The organism is Streptomyces niveiscabiei (assembly GCF_033794345.1).
Taxonomy (GTDB): domain Bacteria; phylum Actinomycetota; class Actinomycetes; order Streptomycetales; family Streptomycetaceae; genus Streptomyces; species Streptomyces niveiscabiei.
In genome coordinates this window covers 379,876-397,403 of the sequence record NZ_JARAYJ010000003.1, presented here as the reverse complement: position 1 = coordinate 397,403, position 17,528 = coordinate 379,876, and the positions used below count along the sequence as shown (strand labels likewise).

Below are 17,528 nucleotides of genomic sequence, written 5' to 3'. Positions count from 1 at the left end.
TCAGATCTCCTCTGTGTCGGTGGAGTTGGTGAGTTCGGCGATGCGTGCGGCGAGCACGGGGCCGAGTTGGGCGAGTGCGCCCGGCTGGGTCATGCGGTCGTGGCGTGCGGTGATGTCGTACGAGGTGATCGGGCCGTCGACGTACGGCTGCCACACGTCGGCTCCCGGGGAGTCCTGCTCGCGGTCGATCGTGGAGTTGAACAGGAGCATCTCGCCCTGGAACACGGCCGGTTCGAAGGTGAGGGCGAGGCTCGCGTTGTTGATCATCACGGCGACGATCGCTTCGAGGTGGCGGCGCTCAAGGCTGGCGAGCGCGCTGCCGCGCTGCCTGAGGACCGTCATCACCTCGTCGTAGGTGAGGTCGCCGTCCGGGAGTTCGCCGGGGTCGCAGTCCAACATGCCGACCAGGACGTCGCGTTCGGCCGGGACCGGCGCCTCGTCGAAGGTGAGGTCGACGACCGGGTAGGCGTCGAGGATCGCGAGCAACGCCGTGCGCTGGCCGAGGCGCCCGAGTTCGGTGGCGACCGCGTGCGCGATGAGTCCGCCGGCCGACCAGCCGAGGAGCAGGTAGGGGCCCTCCGGCTGGATCTTGCGGATCTGCTCCACGTAGTCGGCGGCCATCTCCTGGTAGCTGCCCGGCCTGGGTTCGTCCCGGGCGAGGCTGCGCGCCTGGATGGCGTACACGGGGTGGTCGGGGTCGACGTGGCTGAGCAGTCCGCTGTAGCACCAGCTCACGCCGCCGCCGGGGTGCACGCAGAACAGGGGTGTGCCGGTGCCGGTGGGCCGCAGCGGCAGGACGACGTCCAGCGAGCCGTCCGCGTCCTGGAGCGCCAGCCTGCCGGACAGCTCGGCGACGGTCGGGGCCTGGAACAGGGTCCGCAGGCCGATCTCGACGCCCAGGGTGTCCCTGACCCTCGCGACGAGGCGGGCCGCGAGCAGCGAGTGGCCGCCGAGGTCGAAGAAGCTGTCCTCGATGCCGATCCGCTCGACGCCTAGGGCTTCCGCGAAGAGGTCGCAGAGGACCTGTTCCTGCGGGGTGCGGGGGCCTCGGTGGGGGGTGGTGGACGGGGTGTGGCCGGGGGCGGGGAGGGCGGCGTGGTCGAGCTTGCCGTTGGGGGTGAGGGGGAGGGTGGGGAGGGGGATGTACGCCGAGGGGATGAGGTACGGGGGGAGGTGGCGGCGGAGGTGAGCGGTGAGGGTGGCGGGGCTCAGGCGGGGGTCGCACGCCGGGTCCGCCTCGGGAGCTACGGGTAGCACCTCACCCCCCGTACCGCCCTCAGCCGTCGCCGGAGCGCCGTACACCCCGTCCCTCTCAGGTACGAGGTACGCGACGAGCCGCTTGTCCCCCTCCCGGTCCTCCCGCACGACGACCGCCGCCTGGGCCACTGCGGGGCAGGCCGTGAGGGCGGCCTCGACCTCGCCGGGCTCCACGCGGAAGCCGCGTACCTTGACCTGGGCGTCGGCGCGTCCGGCGAATTCCAGCTCGCCGCCGCGCGTCCAGCGGGCGAGGTCGCCGGTGCGGTACATGCGGGCGCCGGGCGGGCCGTAGGGGTCGGGGAGGAAGCGTTCGGCGGTGCGGGCGGGCTGGCCGAGGTAGCCCCGCGCCACCCCCGTACCTGAGAGGTACACGTCGCCCACGACGCCGGGGGGTGTCGGCCGCAGGCGGTTGTCGAGGACGTACGCCCGCATCCCGGCCATGGGGCGGCCGAGCGGGACCGGGCGGGCCGGGTCGGGTTCCGTGTCCATGACGTGGTGGGCGGCGAAGGTGGTCGTCTCGGTGGGGCCGTACCCGTCGACGACCCGCAGACCGGGGCAGGCCGCCATGACGCGGGCGACCGCGGCGGCGGACACGACGTCGCCGCCGGTCCACACCTCCCGCACCCCGGCCAGCGCCTCCGGCTCCTCCTCGGCGAGGAGCCGGAACAGCCCGGCGGTGAGCCACAGCCCGGTCACCCGGCCGTCACCGATGGCCTGCCCCAACTCCCGGACGTCCAACCGGCCTTGGGGAGCGACGACGACCGTGCCGCCGTTCAGCAGCGGTACCCACAGTTCGTACGTCGAGGCGTCGAACGCGACCGGCGCGTGCAGCAGCACCCGGCGATGGGCGTCCCCGGCGAAGCAGGGCGCCTGCGCGAGCCCGGCGACGTCGCCGTGCGTGACGACGACTCCCTTGGGCCGCCCGGTCGATCCGGACGTGTACATCACGTACGCCGCCTGGTCCGCCCGGCACGTCACCTCGGGCGCCTCGGTCCGGGCCTCGGCCTGGATCAGCGCGGTGAGGACGTCCTCCGTGAGGACGAGCGCCGCGCCGGTCTCCCGGACGACGAGGTCGACGCGCGCGGGCGGGAACCCGGGGTCCAACGGCACATACGTACCGCCCGACTTGAGGATCCCGAGGAGTGCGACGACGAGGTCCGCCGACCGTTCCATGAGGACGGCGACGGCCGTCTCCGCCCCGACTCCCTGCCCGGCGAGGGCGTGCGCGAGCCGGTTCGACCGCTCGTCGAGCTGCCGGTACGACCAGGTGGTGCCGCCCTGTTCGACGGCGACGGCGTCGGGGGTGGCCAGCACCTGCCCGGCGAACAGGTCGGTGAGGGGGCGGACGGGGGCGAGTTCGGTGCCGGTGGCGACGGCGAGGAGGTGCCGGCGTTCCTCGTCGTCCAGGACATCGACCTGACCGATCGTCACGCCGGCGTTCCGGGAGGCGATGTCGAGGAACCGCACCCACCGGCTGACGAGTGTGCCGACCGTCCCGGGGTCGAACAGGTCGGTGGCGTACTCGACCGCGCCGACCAGCCCGTCCGGCCGCCCGTCCTCGGTGTACCGCTCGGCGAGGCTGAACGTGAGGTCGCAGCGGGCGGTCCCGGTGGGGACGGACTCGTGGCCGAGGGTGAGTCCGGGGAGCGTGAACTCGCCCGTGGGGGCGTTCTGGAGCGCCAGCATCACCTGGAACAGCGGGTGGTGGGCGAGGGAGCGGGCCGGGTTGACGACCTCCACGAGGTGCTCGAACGGCACGTCCTGGTGGGCGTAGGCCGACAGGGCGGTCTCCCGGACCCGGCCCAGCAGTTCGGCGAACGTCGGGTCGCCGGACGTGTCGGTGCGCAGGACGAGGGTGTTGACGAAGAACCCGACGAGGTCGTCGAGGGCCTCGTCGGTGCGCCCGGCGACCGGGCTGCCGACCGGCACGTCCTCACCGGCGCCGAGCCGGGTGAGGAGGGCGGCCAGGCCCGCTTGCAGCACCATGAACATGCTGGCGCCGTGCTGGGCGCACATCTCGCGCAGCCTGCCGTGGAGTTCGGCGTCCAGGTGCAGCGCGAGCTGGGCGCCGCGCTGGGACGCGGTGGCGGGCCGGGGCCGGTCGGCGGGCAGCGGGGTCCGGTCCGGGATGCCTGCCAACGCCTGCTTCCAGTAGGCGAGTTGTCCGGCGAGGCGGCTGTCCGTGTCGTCGGCCTCGCCGAGCAGCTCCCGCTGCCAGAGCGTGTAGTCGGCGTACTGGACGGGGAGTTCGGCCCAGTCCGGCGCCTCTCCCCGGCAGCGGGCGGCGTACGCGCTCGCCAGGTCGCGGGAGAGCGGGCCCATGGACCAGCCGTCGCCCGCGATGTGGTGGACGACGACGAGCAGGACGTGCGTTTCGGCGCCGAGCTTGAACAGGTGGGCGCGCAGGGGCGGTTCACCGGCGAGGTCGAAGCCGTGCCCGGCGGCCTCGGCGAGGAGTCCGGGGAGCCGCTCCTCGTCGGCGTCGAGGACGGACAGGGTGGGGCGGGCGGGGGCCAGGATGTGCTGGTGGGGCACGCCGCCGACGTCCGGGAACACCGTCCGCAGGCTCTCGTGACGGCCCGTCACATCACCGAGGGCCGCCTCCAGGGCCGCGCGGTCGAGGTGGCCGGTGAGGCGCAGGGCGAGCGGCATGTTGTAGGTGGCGCTCGGGCCCTCCATGCGGTGCAGGAACCACAGGCGGCGCTGGGCGAACGACAGCGGTACCCGCTCGGGCCGTTCGGCCCTGGTCAGCGCGGGCCTCGCGGTGCCGGCCCGGTCGAGGCGGGCGGCGAGGGCGGCCGGGGTGGGCGCCTCGAACAGGGCCCGGACGTCGAGTTCGACGCCGAGGGTCGCGCGGACGCGGGAGGCGAGGCGGGTCGCGAGGAGTGAATGGCCGCCGAGGTCGAAGAAGTTGTCGTCGACGCCGACGCGTCCGGTGTTCAGCAGCTCGCCGAACAGGTCGGCCAGCAGCTCCTCCTGGGGCGTGCGGGGTGCGCGGCCCGTGGTCGTGCGGTCCGCCTCGGGGGCGGGGAGGGCGGCGCGGTCGAGCTTGCCGCTGGCCGTGCGCGGGAGGTCGTCGAGGACGACGAACACCGACGGGACGAGGTGCTCGGGCAGCCGCTCGCGGGCGTGGGCGCGGAGGGTGGCGGGGAGATTGCCGGTGGCGCGGGGGGAGTTGGTGAGGGGGGTGCTCGACTCGGGGGCGGGTCGATAGAGGGTGGGGTGGCCTTGAAGTGTCCGGTGGCTCTCGGCGATGAGACAGACGTCGAGGAGGTCGGGGCCGTCGGGCGACCAGGTCACGTACGCGCGGCGCCCGCACGTGTACCACTCGTCGGGGTCCGGCGCGCCTTGCGGATCGCGTCCGGCCTCGGTGGCCAGCCGCGTGTTGGGCACGCCCGTGATCCGCAGGGCCGGGGTCGCGTCGGCCGCCGCGAGCGCCTGGTCCAGGGTGAACACGTCCTGACCCCAGGCAAGTTGGGTGACCTGAAGGGGCGCGGTCCCGGTCGGCCTGCGGAGGGTGACGTCGTAGCGGTGGCGGGTGAGTTCGTTGTGGTGGCGGCCCCGGCGGACCTCGATCGAGGCGTCCAGGCGCAGGTCCGGCGCGGTGAACCAGTCCGGGTCGACGAGAAGTTCCTCCTCCCGCCGCACCGCTTGGTCCACGGCGTCCGGGTCCTGCCCGTGCACGGCGGTGAGGAACGGCCGCAGCAGCCGCAGGTTGCGGACGTCTCCGAGGAACAGGGCGCCGCCGGGCGCGAGGAGACCCGTCAGCTTGCCGACGACGTCGCGGAGATACGCGCCGCTCGGGAAGTACTGGATCACCGAGTTGACGACGATCGTGTCGAACTCGCCCTCGGGCAGCCCGGTCACGTCGTGCGCGGGCTGGGTGCGCAGGACCACCTTGCCGGTCAACTCCGGCTGGTGGCGGACGTGTTCGGTGAGGACGCCGATCGCGGTCGCCGAGAAGTCGGTCGCCCAGTAGGTCTCGCAGTCGGGCGCGAGTTTCGCCAGCAGCAGGCCGGTTCCGGCGCCGACCTCCAGGATGCGGCGGGGGGCGAGGGCGCGGATACGGTCGACGGTGGCGTCCCGCCACTCCCGCATCTGCGCCTCGGGGATCGGCCGGCCGTCGTAACTGCTGTTCCAGCCGGTGAAGTTCTCACCGAACGCGGTCTGCGCCGCGGTCACGGGGAGGGCGTCGTAGGTCTCCCGCCAGGTCTCCACGATGTCCAGTTCGTGGTCACGGTGGGCGGTGGCCGGGACGACGTAGGCGATCAGGCGGTCGTCCCGTACCGTCACGACGCTGTGCGCGACGGCCGGGTGCTCGGTCAACTGGGCCTCGACCTCGGCGGGTTCGATGCGGAAGCCGCGCACCTTGACCTGGTCGTCGGCGCGTCCGGCGAACTCCAGCTCGCCGCCGCGCGTCCAGCGGACGAGGTCGCCCGTGCGGTACATGCGGGCGCCGGGAGGCCCGTACGGGTCGGCGACGAACCGAGCCGCCGTCAGGGCGGGCCTGTTGAGGTAGCCGCGCGCCAACCCGGCGCCGGACACGTACAGTTCGCCGGGCACTCCGGGCGGGACCGGCTGGAGGCCGGCGTCCAGGACGTACACGCGGGCGCCGGTGATCGGGCGTCCGATGGGCGGGAGTTGGCCGGTCGGGGTGAGCGGGTCGCTCATCGTCGCGCAGACGGTCGTCTCGGTCGGGCCGTAGGCGTTGATCATCCGGCGGCCGGGAGCCCACTTCGCGACGAGTTCCGGCGAGCACGCCTCGCCCGCGACGACCAGCGTCGAAGCCGTCAGCTCCCCTTCCAGCGCGACCAGTACGGACGGCGGGACCGTCACGTGGGTCACGTCGAGCTCGGTGAGCGCCGGGAGCGGGTTGCCGGGGGGCGGCAGGACGAGGGCCGCGCCGGTCAGCAGGGCCGTGTACAGCTCGGACACGGACGCGTCGAAGCTGGGTGAGGCGAACTGGAGGACGCGGCTGTCCGCGTCGATGGCGAACCGCTCGACCTGGCCCGCGACCAGGTGGGCGAGCCCGGCGTGGCTGACGACGACGCCCTTGGGGCGGCCGGTCGAGCCCGAGGTGTAGATGACGTAGGCCGGGTGCTGCGGCAGGACGCGGATCGGGGGTGTCGTGTCGGGGTGCCCGGTTGCCGTGACGGCTTCCGGGGAGTCGACGACGACCGCCGGCCGCGCGTCGTCCAGCATGAACGCGATCCGCGCCTCGGGGTACGCCGGGTCGACGGGCAGGTAGGCCGCGCCCGCCTTGAGGACGCCGAGGATGCCGATGACGAGTTCGACGGACCGGGGCAGCTTGAGCGCCACCAAGTCCTCGGGGCCGACGCCCTGTTGGATCAGGTGGTGCGCGAACCGGTTGGCGCGGGCGTCGAGTTCGGCGTAGGACAGCTCCCGCTCCCCCGCGACCAGCGCGACGGCGTCGGGGGTCGTGCGTACCTGGCGGGCGAAGGCGGTCGGGAGGGGCTCCGCGGGGATGGCGCTGTCGGCGGCGGGCTCCAGCAGGCGGCTGCGTTCGTCGGCGGTGAGGAGGTCGGCGCGGCCGATGGGACGGGCGGGATTGTCGACTCCCGCTCGCAGCAGGCGGGTCCAGCGGTCGACGAGGTCGGTGACCGTGTCGGGGTCGTAGAGGTCGGTGGCGTACTCGACGGCTCCGGAGATGCCGCCCTCGGGGCGCTCGTACAGGTTGAAGCCGAGGTCGAACTTGGCGGTGCCGGTCGGCACGGTCAGCGGGGTGACGCGCAGGCCGGGCAGGTCGAAGGTGCCCATGGGGGCGTTCTGGAGGGCGAACATCACCTGGAACAGCGGGTGATGGGAGAGGGAGCGGACCGGGTTCAGCTCCTCGACGAGGTTCTCGAACGGCAGGTCCTGGTGGGCGTACGCCGACAGGGACGTCTCGCGGACGCGCCGGACCAGTTCCTCGAACGAGGGGTCGCCGGACGTGTCGGTGCGCAGGACGAGGGTGTTGACGAAGAAGCCCACCAGGTCGTCCAGCGCCTGGTCCGTACGGCCCGCGACCGGACTGCCCACCGCGATGTCCGTGCCCGCGCCCAGCCGCGTGAACAGCGCGGCGAGACCGGCCTGGAGCACCATGAACAGGCTCGCGCCGTTGCGGCGGGCCAACTCGTGGAGGGCGTCGTGGAGTTCGGCGTCGACGGTGGCTGTGAGGAGGCCGCCTCGGTGGGTGGTGTCCGCCGGGCGGGGGCGGTCGGTGGGGAGGTGGAGCTGTTCGGGGAGGTTCGCGAGTGCCTCGCGCCAGTAGGCGGTCTGTCCGGCGAAGGCGCTCGTGGCGTCGGACTCCTCGCCGAGGAGGTCGCGCTGCCAGAGCGTGTAGTCGGCGTACTGGACGGGGAGTTGGGCCCAGCCGGGCGTCTCGCCCCGGGTGCGGGCCGCGTAGGCCGTCGCGAGGTCGCGGGAGAGGGGCCGCAGCGACCAGCCGTCGCCCGCGATGTGGTGCAGGAGGAGCAGCAGGACGTGTTCTTCGGGCGCGAGGGTGAACAGTTCGGCGCGCAGGGGGATGTCGGCGGCCAGGTCGAATCCGTGGCGCGCGGCGCGGGCCAGGGCCTCGGGGAGGCCGGCCTCGTCGGTGCCGGTGACGGTCAGGATCGGGTGGGTGTCCGCCAGGATGTGCTGGTGGGGTACGCCGTCCACGTCCGGGAAGACCGTCCGCAGGCTTTCATGACGGTCCGTCACATCGCTGAGGGCGAGGCCGAGTGCCTCCCGGTCTAGGGGGCCGGTCAGGCGCAGGGCGAGCGGCATGGCGTAGGTGGCGCTCGGGCCCTCCATGCGGTGCAGGAACCACAGGCGGCGCTGGGCGAACGACAACGGCAGGACGGCGGGGCGGAGTTGGCGGGTGAGGGCGGGGCGTGCCGTGTCCGCGTCACCGAGGCGGGCGGCGAGGGCGGCCGGGGTGGGGGCCTCGAAGAGGGTGCGGAGTTCGGGTTCGACGCCGAGGGTGGCGCGGATGCGGGAGATCAGGCGGGTGGCGAGCAGCGAGTGGCCGCCGAGCGCGAAGAAGTCGTCGTCCGGGCCGACTCGGTCGACGCCGAGCACCTCGGTGAAGAGGTCGCACAGCAGCTGTTCGCGTGCGCTGCGCGGGGCGCGGCCCGTCGCCTCTGGGGCGGGTGCCGGCAGGGCGGCGCGGTCGAGTTTGCCGTTGGGCGTCAACGGGAGGGCGTCCAGGGCGAGTACGGCCGAGGGGACCATGAAGTCCGGGAGCCTGTCGCGGAGATGGGCGAGGAGGAGTGCGGCGGGGACGGTGGCGGGGACGACGTAGGCGACGAGGCGGTCGTCACGGACGAGGACCGCCGCCCGGGACACTCCGGGGTACGCGGTGAGGGCGGCCTCGACCTCGCCGGGTTCGATGCGGAAGCCCCGTACCTTGACCTGCTGGTCGGCGCGGCCGAGGAACTCCAGCTCGCCGTCGGTGCGGCGGCGGGCGAGGTCTCCGGTGCGGTACATGCGGGCGCCGGGCGGGCCGTACGGGTCTGCGACGAACCGATCCGCCGTCAGGGCGGGCCTGTTGAGGTAGCCGCGGGCCAGGCAGGTGCCGGACAGGTACAGCTCGCCGGGGACGCCCGGCGGGACCGGGCGCAGGGCCGAGTCCAGGACGTGGACGCGGACTTGGTCGATCGGGCGGCCGATCGGCACGGGGTGGGTGTCGTGTCCGGCGGGCAGTGCGTAGGCGGTCACGACGTGCGTTTCCGCCGGGCCGTAGTGGTTGTGGAGCCGCCGGTCCCGGAAGGCGCGCAGAGCGCCGACCCGCATGGCCTCGCCGGCCTGCACGATCAGCCGCAGGTCCGGAAGGCCCCTGCCCTGCTCCTCGGCCGCCTGCGCGACCGCCTCCAGCATCAGGGTCGGGGCGTACAGCTCCTCGACCCGGTGCCGCTCCAGCCAGTCCACGAACCGTTCGGCGCTGCGCCGTTCGTCGTCCGTGGGCACGACCAGCGTCTTGCCGTACAGCAGCGCGGACAGGGTCTCCTGGACGGCGACGTCGAAGCCCGCGGCGGTGAACTGCGCGACACGCGTGCCGGGTTGGCCGCCGAGGGTGGCGTGGTGCCAGTGCAGGAGGTTCGCGAGCGCCTCGGCGGGCATGACGACCGCCTTGGGGCGGCCGGTCGAGCCGGAGGTGTAGATCACGTACGCCGGGTGCTGCGCGGCGTACGGCACCTCGGGCGCGGTGCCGGGGTGGCCGGGGCCGGGGTCGACGGCGGCCGGGTCGTCGAGGACGAGGGCCGGGCGGGCGTCGGCGAGCATGAACTCACGGCGGGCGGCGGGGTATTCGGGGTCGACGGGGAGGTAGGCGGCGCCCGCCTTCAGGACGGCGAGGGTCGCGACGACCGCTTCGACGCCTCGCGGCAGGGAGATCGCGACGATGTCCTCGGGGCCGATGCCGCGTGAAGTCAGGGAGTGGGCGAGGCGGTTGGCGCTGGTTTCGAGGTCGGCGTAGGTGAGGGTGGTGTCCTCGAAGACGAGGGCCGGGGCGTCGGGGAGTTCGGTGGCGCGGTGGGTGAAGAGGGCGGGCAGCGGGACGAACTCCCGGTACTGGACGGCCGCTTCACGCGGGCATTCGTCGTCGAGCAGGACGTCGAACCGGCTCAGGGTCGACTCCGGTTCGGCGGCGGCCGCTTGCAGCACCCGGACCCAGCGCGCCAGGAGCCGTTCCACCGTGTCCCTGTCGAACAGGTCGGCCGCGAACTCCACGTACCCGTGGACGCCCGCGCCTTCCCGCTCCAGCAGGTGGAACGACAGGTCGAACATGGCCGTGGGCGCGTGCACCGGCACGATCTCGGCCTGTACGCCCGGGAGTTCGAACGTCCCGCCGGGTACGTTCTGGAGCGCCAGCAGGACTTGGAACAGTGGCTGCCGGGCCAGTGAGCGCGCCGGGTTGAGGGCCTCGACCAGGTGCTCGAACGGCAGCTCCTGATGGTCGTAGGCGGCGAGGGCCGACTCCCGGACTCGGCCCAGGAGTTGGGTGAACGTCGGGTCGCCCGACGTGTCGGTGCGCAGGACCAGGGTGTTGACGAAGAAGCCCACCAGGTCGTCCAGCGCCTGGTCGGTGCGGCCCGCGATGAGGCTGCCGACGGGGATGTCGTCGCCCGCGCCGAGCTTGGTCAGCAGGGCGGCGAGCCCGGCCTGGAGCACCATGAACAGGCTCGCGCCCTGACGGCGGCCGAGGTCGAGGAGCCCGGCGTGCAGGCCGGCGTCCAGCTCGACGCGGATCTGGCCCCCTCGGAAGGTGGGCGTGGCGGGCCTGGGCCGGTCGGTGGGGAGGTGGATCTGATCGGGGAGCCCGGCGAGGGTCCGCGTCCAGTAGGCGGCCTGGCGGGCGAAAAGGCTCTCCGAGTCCCCGGCGTCACCGAGGAGTTGCTGCTGCCAGAGCGTGTAGTCGCCGTACTGCACGGGCAGTTCGGCCCAGTCGGGGGCCCGGCCGGCGCAGCGCGCCGTGTACGCCGCCGCGAGGTCGCGGTTGATCGGGCCGAGGGACCAGCCGTCGCCCGCGATGTGGTGGACGGTGACGAGGAGGACGTGGACGCCGGGCCCGTCGGTGAACAGGTCCGCGCGCAGGGGCGGTTGGGTCGCCAGGTCGAAGGGGCGGGCCAGGGAGGCGGCGAGGTCCACGCCTTCGGTGACCGGGAGGCAGGGGCGGTGTTCGGGCAGGACGTGCTGGTACGGGACGCCGTCCACGTCCGGGAACACGGTACGCAGGCTCTCGTGACGGGCCGTCAGGTCGGCGAGGGCCGCTTCCAGGGCGGGGCGGTCGAGCGGGCCGGTCAGGCGCCAGGCCAGCGGGATGTGGTACGCCGCGCTGCCGCCGTCCAGCCGGTGCAGGAACCACAGTCGGCGCTGGGCCGACGACAGGGGCAGGCGCTGCGGCCGGGCGGCCGGGACGAGCGCCGGGCGGGCCTCGCCCGCCGTACCGAGACTCGCGGCGACCCCGGCGACGGACGGGGACTCGAAGAGCGCCCGCAGTTCGAGTTCCACGCCGAGCGCTGCGCGGACCCGGGCGACGAGCCGGGTGGCCAGCAGGGAGTGGCCGCCGAGGTCGAAGAAGTCGTCGTCCAGGCCGACTCGGTCGACGCCGAGCACCTCCGCGAACAGGTCGCACAGGAGCTGTTCGCGCGCGGTGCGCGGCGCGCGGCCCGACTCCGTCGGCGTGAGGTCGGGCGCGGGCAGGGCGGCGCGGTCGAGCTTGCCGTTGACGGTCAGCGGCAGGGCGTCCAGGCGGACGAACGCGGCCGGGACCATGTGCTCGGGGAGGCGCCCGCGCAGGTGGGCACGGAGGTCGTCCGCAGGCGCGTCACCCACGACGTACGCGACGAGACGCGTGTCGTCGGCGCGGTCCTGCCGGGCGAGCACGGCGACCTGCGCGACCTCGGGATGCACGGCGAGCGCCGCCTCGATCTCGCCCAACTCGATCCGGAATCCCCGGACTTTGACCTGGTCGTCAGCGCGTCCCGCGTACTCCAGCACCCCGTCCGCCCGTCGCCGGACCAGGTCACCGGTGCGGTACATCCGCGTGCCGGACCCGGCGAAGGGGTCGGCGACGAAACGCTCCGCGCTCAGCCCGGGCCGGTTCAGATACCCCCGGGCGAGCCCGGCCCCGGCCACGTACAACTCCCCCACGACGCCGGGCGGAACGAGCTTCAGATGCCGGTTCAGGACGTACGTCCGCAGGTCCGGGATCGCGGTGCCGATGACGCTGGACGGCTGCGCGGCGGAGGCGGCGTCGAGGGCCTCGTAGGTGACGTGCACGGTCGTCTCGGTGATGCCGTACATGTTGACGAGCACCGGAGCGTCGTCCGCGTGGTGGGCGTACCAGTCCGCCAGACGGGCGGGCTCCAGGGCCTCACCGCCGAAGATCACATACCGCAGAGAGAGGCCGGAAGCGTCGGAAGGCAGCTGGTAGAAGGCCGACGGGGTCTGGTTGAGGACCGTCACACCTTCGTCCGCCAACAGGGCTGCGAACGCGACAGGGTTGCGCGAGACGTGATAGTCCACGACCACCAGCCGGCCACCGTGCAAGAGCGGTCCCCACAGCTCCCAGACCGAGAAGTCGAACGCGTACGAATGGAACAACGTCCACACATCGTCCGGACCGAACCCGAACCACTGATCCGTAGCACGGAACAACCGCACCACGTTGCCATGCGGAACCACCACACCCTTAGGACGGCCGGTCGAGCCCGACGTATAGATCACATACGCCGGATGATCCGGCGAGATCCGCACACCCGGGTCCGTGTCGGGATACCCCTCCCCCACCACACCCAAGTCGTCCAGCATCAGGACGGGTTGGGCGTCCTCGATCATGAACTCGCGTCGCTGGGCCGGGTATTCGGGGTCCACCGGCAGATAGGCGGCGCCGGACTTGAGGACGCCCAGGATCGCGACGACGAGGTCCGCCGAGCGGGGCAGGGCGAGGGCGACGAAGTCTTCCGCCCCGACGCTCTGTTCGATCAGCCAGTGGGCCAAGCGGTTGGCACGGGCGTTGAGTTCGCCGTACGTCACGCGGTCAGCGCCCGCGACGACGGCCACCGCGTCGGCATGGTCCCGTGCCTGGGCCTCGAAGACGGACACGAGGTCGTCGGCCGGGGTCACGTGACCAGACACCGGCACGGGCAGGAGTGCGGCGCGTTCCTCGGGCGACAGGACGTCGACCTCGCTCAGGCGGACTGCGGCGTCGGTGGCGACCGTGCGCAGGAGCCGTAGCCAGCGGTCGGTGATGCTGCGGACGGTGCCGGGGTCGAAGAGGTCGGTGCTGTATTCGACGGTGCCGGTGAGGGGGCCGGTGGGGTGTTCGGTGAGGTTGAAGGTGAGGTCGCACTTCGCGGTGCGGGTGGGGACCAGGTCGGCGGTGGCGTGCAGGCCGGGGAGGTCGAACGCGCCGAGGGGGGCGTTCTGGAGGGCCAGCATGGTCTGGAAGAGGGGGTGGTGGGCGAGGGTGCGGGTGGGGTTGAGCTCCTCGACGAGGTGCTCGAAGGGGAGGTCCTGGTGGGCGTAGGCGGCCAGCGCCGACTTCCGTACGCGGGCGAGGAGTTCGGCGAAGGTGGGGTCGCCGGTCAGGTCGGTGCGCAGGACGAGGGTGTTGACGAAGAAGCCGATCAGGTCGTCGGCCGCCTCGTCGGTGCGGCCGGCGACGGGGGTGCCGATGGGGATGTCGTGTCCGGCGGCGAGCTTGGCGAGGAGGGTGGCCAGGGATGCCTGGAGGACCATGAAGAGGGTCGTTCCGTGGCGTCGGGCCAACTCGCGGAGTTCTTCGTGCAGTTCGGGGTCGATGGTCAGCGGGAGCTGTTCGCCCCGGTAGGTCGTGGCGGCGGGGCGGGGGCGGTCGAAGGGGAGTTGGAGCTGTTCGGGGAGTCCGGCCAGTTGGCCGGTCCAGTAGGCGAGTTGGTGTGCGGAGAGGCTGTCCGGGTCGGTGGCCTCGCCCAGCAGGTCGCGTTGCCAGAGGGTGTAGTCGGCGTACTGGACCGGGAGTCGGGGCCAGTCGGGGGTCCGGCCTTCGCGGCGGGCGGCGTAGGCGCGGGTGACGTCCTGGGCGAGGGCGCCGACGGACCAGCCGTCGCCGACGATGTGATGCAGGACCAGGAGCAGGGTGTGGTCGGTAGCCGTCGTCTGGAACAGCTCGGCGCGGAAGGGGAGTTCGGTGGCGAGGTCGAAGGTGCGGCGGGCGGACGCGAGCATGCGGGCCGGCAGGTCGGATGCGTCGGCGGTCGACACCGTCAGCGGGATCCCGGGGTTGTCGAGGACCCGTTGGCAGGGCACGCCGCGTTCGTCGGGGAAGACGGTCCGCAGGCTCTCGTGCCGGGTGGCGACGTCGACGAGGGCCTGCTCCAGGGCCGTTCGGTCGAGGTCGCCGGTCAGAGTGAGGGCGAGGGGGATGTGGTAGGTCGAGCCGGTGCCCTCCATGCGCTGGAGGAACCAGAGCCGGCGCTGGGCCGACGAGAGGGGGACCGCGTCGGGGCGCTCGTACGGAGTGAGGGCGGGGCGGGTGCGGTGCTCGCCGGAGTCGACCGCGCGGGCGAGGCCGGCCGGGGTGGGGGCGTCGAAGAGGTCGGCGAGCCTGAGGTCGACGTCGAACGCCGAGCGGATGCGCGCCAGCAGGCGCATCGCGAGGAGGGAGTGCCCGCCGAGGGCGAAGAAGTCGTCGTCCGGGGCGACTTGGCGGATGCCGAGGACGTCGGCGACCAGCGTGCACAGGAGTTCTTCGCGGGCTGTGCGCGGGGGGCGGCCGGCCGGGGTGGCCGTCGCCCGGTCGGGGGCGGGGAGGGCGGCGCGGTCGAGTTTGCCGTTCGCGGTCAGCGGGAGGGCGGCCAGGGCGACGATCGCCGCCGGGACCATGTGGTCGGGGAGGCGGGCGCGCAGGTGGTCGCGGAGGGCCTGCGGGGCGGCGGTGGCGCCGGGTGCGGGGACGACGTACGCGACGAGCTTGTCGTCGCGGGTGACGACCGTGGCTTCCGCGATGTCCTGACGGTCCGTCAGTTTGGCTTCGATCTCGCCGGGTTCGATGCGGTAGCCGCGGATCTTCAGCTGGGTGTCGGTGCGGCCGAGGTAGGTGAGGGTGCCGTCCGGGGAGCGGCGTACGAGGTCGCCCGTGCGGTACATGCGGGTGCCGGGGGCGCCGAAGGGGTCGGCCACGAAGTGGGCCGCTGTCGCCTCCGGTTGGTCGAGGTAGCCGCGTGCGAGGGCTTCGCCGGAGAGGTACAGCTCGCCGGGGAGGCCGTCGGGGAGGGGGTGGAGGGCGGTGTCCAGGACGTGGGCGCGTACGCCGGGGAGGGGGAGGCCGAGGGTGGGGCGGGGGGCCTCGATCGGGGCGGTGAGGGCGTCGACCGTGCACTCGGTGGGGCCGTAGAAGTTGAGGCAGCGGACGCCGTCCGCGTTCCTCAACTCGTCCCACAGGCCCGGCGGGAGAGCCTCGCCGCCCGCGATGACGAGGGACGGGCGGTGGTGGGCCGGGTCCAGGAGGCCGTGGTCGAGGAGGGCGCGCAGGTAGGTCGGGGTGGCGTTGACCAGGTCGAGGCGGTGGGTGCGGAGGTGGGCGACGAAGGCGGTGGGGTCGGCCCAGGTGGCTCGGTCCAGGACGTGCAGGGTGTGGCCGGCGAAGAGGCAGCCGAGCTGGTCCCAGGAGGCGTCGAAGGTCACCGAGGTGGTGAGGGGGACGCGGAGGGCCGGGGTGTTCTCGGGGTAGAGGGTGGCGTGTTGGTGATGGATCAGGTTCGCCAGGGCGCCGCGGGTGGCCAGTACGCCCTTGGGGCGGCCGGTGGAGCCCGAGGTGTGGATGACGTACGCGGGGTGGAGGGGGTCGACCGTGCGCCGGGGGGCCGTCGGTGACTGGTCGTCAAGTCCGGTACCCAGGAGGGTCGTCGGTGTTCCGGTGGGCAGGCGGTCGCGGGTCGCCTCGTCGGTGAGGACCGTCACGGGGCCGGTGTCGTCGAGGAGTTCGGCGAGGCGGGCCGTGGGGTGGTCGGGGTCCAGGGGGACGTACCCCGCGCCGGTCTTGAGGGTCGCGAGGATCGCGGCGACCAGGTCCGCCGAGCGGGGCAGGGCCAGGGCGACGAGGCGTTCGGGGGCGGCGCCGCGGGCGAGGAGGAGGTGGGCGATGCGGTTGGCCCGGGCGTCCAACTCGGCGTAGGTGAGGGTGGTTTCGGGGGCTACGACGGCCAGGGCGTCCGGGGTGGCGGCGGCTTGGTGCTCGAAGAGAGCGGTCAGGTCGGGGGTTTCCGGGGCCGGGACTCCAGAGCGCAGGGGCGACTTCCCACCAGACTTCCCACCCGGCTCCTCGAAGGCCACCCGCTCCGGCGAGACCGCACCCGGGGCAAGGGCCGCCACGGAGGAATACCCGCCCGCCCTCAAGAACGGCACCCGCCCCAGGAGTTGCCCCCCGTCCGTCTCCGCCAGGCTCCCCAGCAGCCCCGCCAACGCCCGCGCCTGGGCGGCGTGTTCGGCCTCCTCCCACCGGTCGGCGCCGGTCTGGAGCGAGACCCGCGGCCCCTGGCCGTCCTGCCGGTCCACCCCCCACACCGCGAGGTCCGTCGCCCCGCCCTCGGAGAGGTCGCGGACGGCCGCCGGGTGCCCGGCGAAGTCCAACGACCGGGAGAAGGCGCGGTAGTTGACGACCACCGGCCACGCCGACCCCGGCGTTCCGGCCAGGCCGAGGTCGCGGTGGATGTCCTCGCCCCGGTAGCGCTGGTGCCGCAGCGCCGACCACACCTCGCGGTCCACGTCGTCGAGGAGTGCCTGCCAGGTCCGGCCGGGATGGACCGTAAGGCGCAGGGGGACGACGTTGGAGACGAGGCCGGGGAAGGCGGCGAGGACGCGGTCCGACCGGGAACGGCCGGTGACGGGGAGGCCGATCAGGAGATCACGGGCGCCGGTGAGCCGGTGTACGTGCAGGGCCGTGGCCGCGATCAGCGTGCGGGAGGCGCGGGCGCCGGTGCGTTGTGCAACCGCTTGCAGCGGGTTTCCGTCCAGGGGGAGCGGGACGACGCGGGGGCGGACCGTGGGGTCGGTCGTCGGGCTGCCGAGGTGCGCCGGTTCGGGGAGGCCGGCGAGGTGGTCGGCCCAGTGCGCGCGGTCCGCCGCGCAACGGGCTGAGGCGCGGTACTCGGCGTCCGCGTCGACAGCCTCGCGCAGGGTCGGGAACGGCGCCGGGTCCACCGTATCGCCGCAGGCCAGGGCCGTGTAGACGGCGGCTGCGCGCTCGGCCAGGAGGACGAGGCCGACGCCGTCGGTGACCAGGTGGTGGTAGGCGTGGTACCAGAGCCAGTGGTCGTCGGCGAGGCGGATCAGGGCGTGCGAGTGGAGGGGGTCGCGGGCCGGGTCGAGGGGGCGCAGCCGGTCCGCGTGCATCCACCTCACGGCCTCGTCGATGGAGTCGAGGTCGAGGCGGGCGAGGTCCGGGGCCTGGGTCTGCCGGAGGGTCTGGCGTGGCCCTTCGGGGCCGTCGCCGAACACGGCGCGCAGGCCGTCGTACTCGGCCACGGCCTGCCGCAGCGCCGTCGCGAACAGGTCCGGGTCGACGGGGCCGTCGATCTCCAGGTACTCGCCGACGCGGTACACCGGGAGCACGCCGGGCGTGCGCTGTTCGGCGAGCCAGATCTCGCGCTGGGCCGCGGTCGCGGGAAGAGCGGCGCCGTCGCGGGCAGACATGGGAGTACCTCCGGAAGTGGTGCGGGAGAAAAAAGGGGGGACTACAGGGAGAAAGAGGAGTGAAAACGGTTACTTGAGTTGCCGCCGAGGAGGCAGGAGAGGGCAGGAACAGG

Annotated in this window: 1 protein-coding gene; it reads right to left on the bottom strand. The window is 73.4% G+C overall.

Features of this window, described 5'->3' with window-relative positions; all coding sequences use genetic code 11:
- Positions 1-17,415, bottom strand: a complete 17,415-nt coding sequence (locus PV682_RS06035) for a non-ribosomal peptide synthase/polyketide synthase (RefSeq protein ID WP_319724750.1) — start codon at positions 17,413-17,415, stop codon at positions 1-3.
- Between the last annotated feature and the right edge of the window lie 113 nt (positions 17,416-17,528).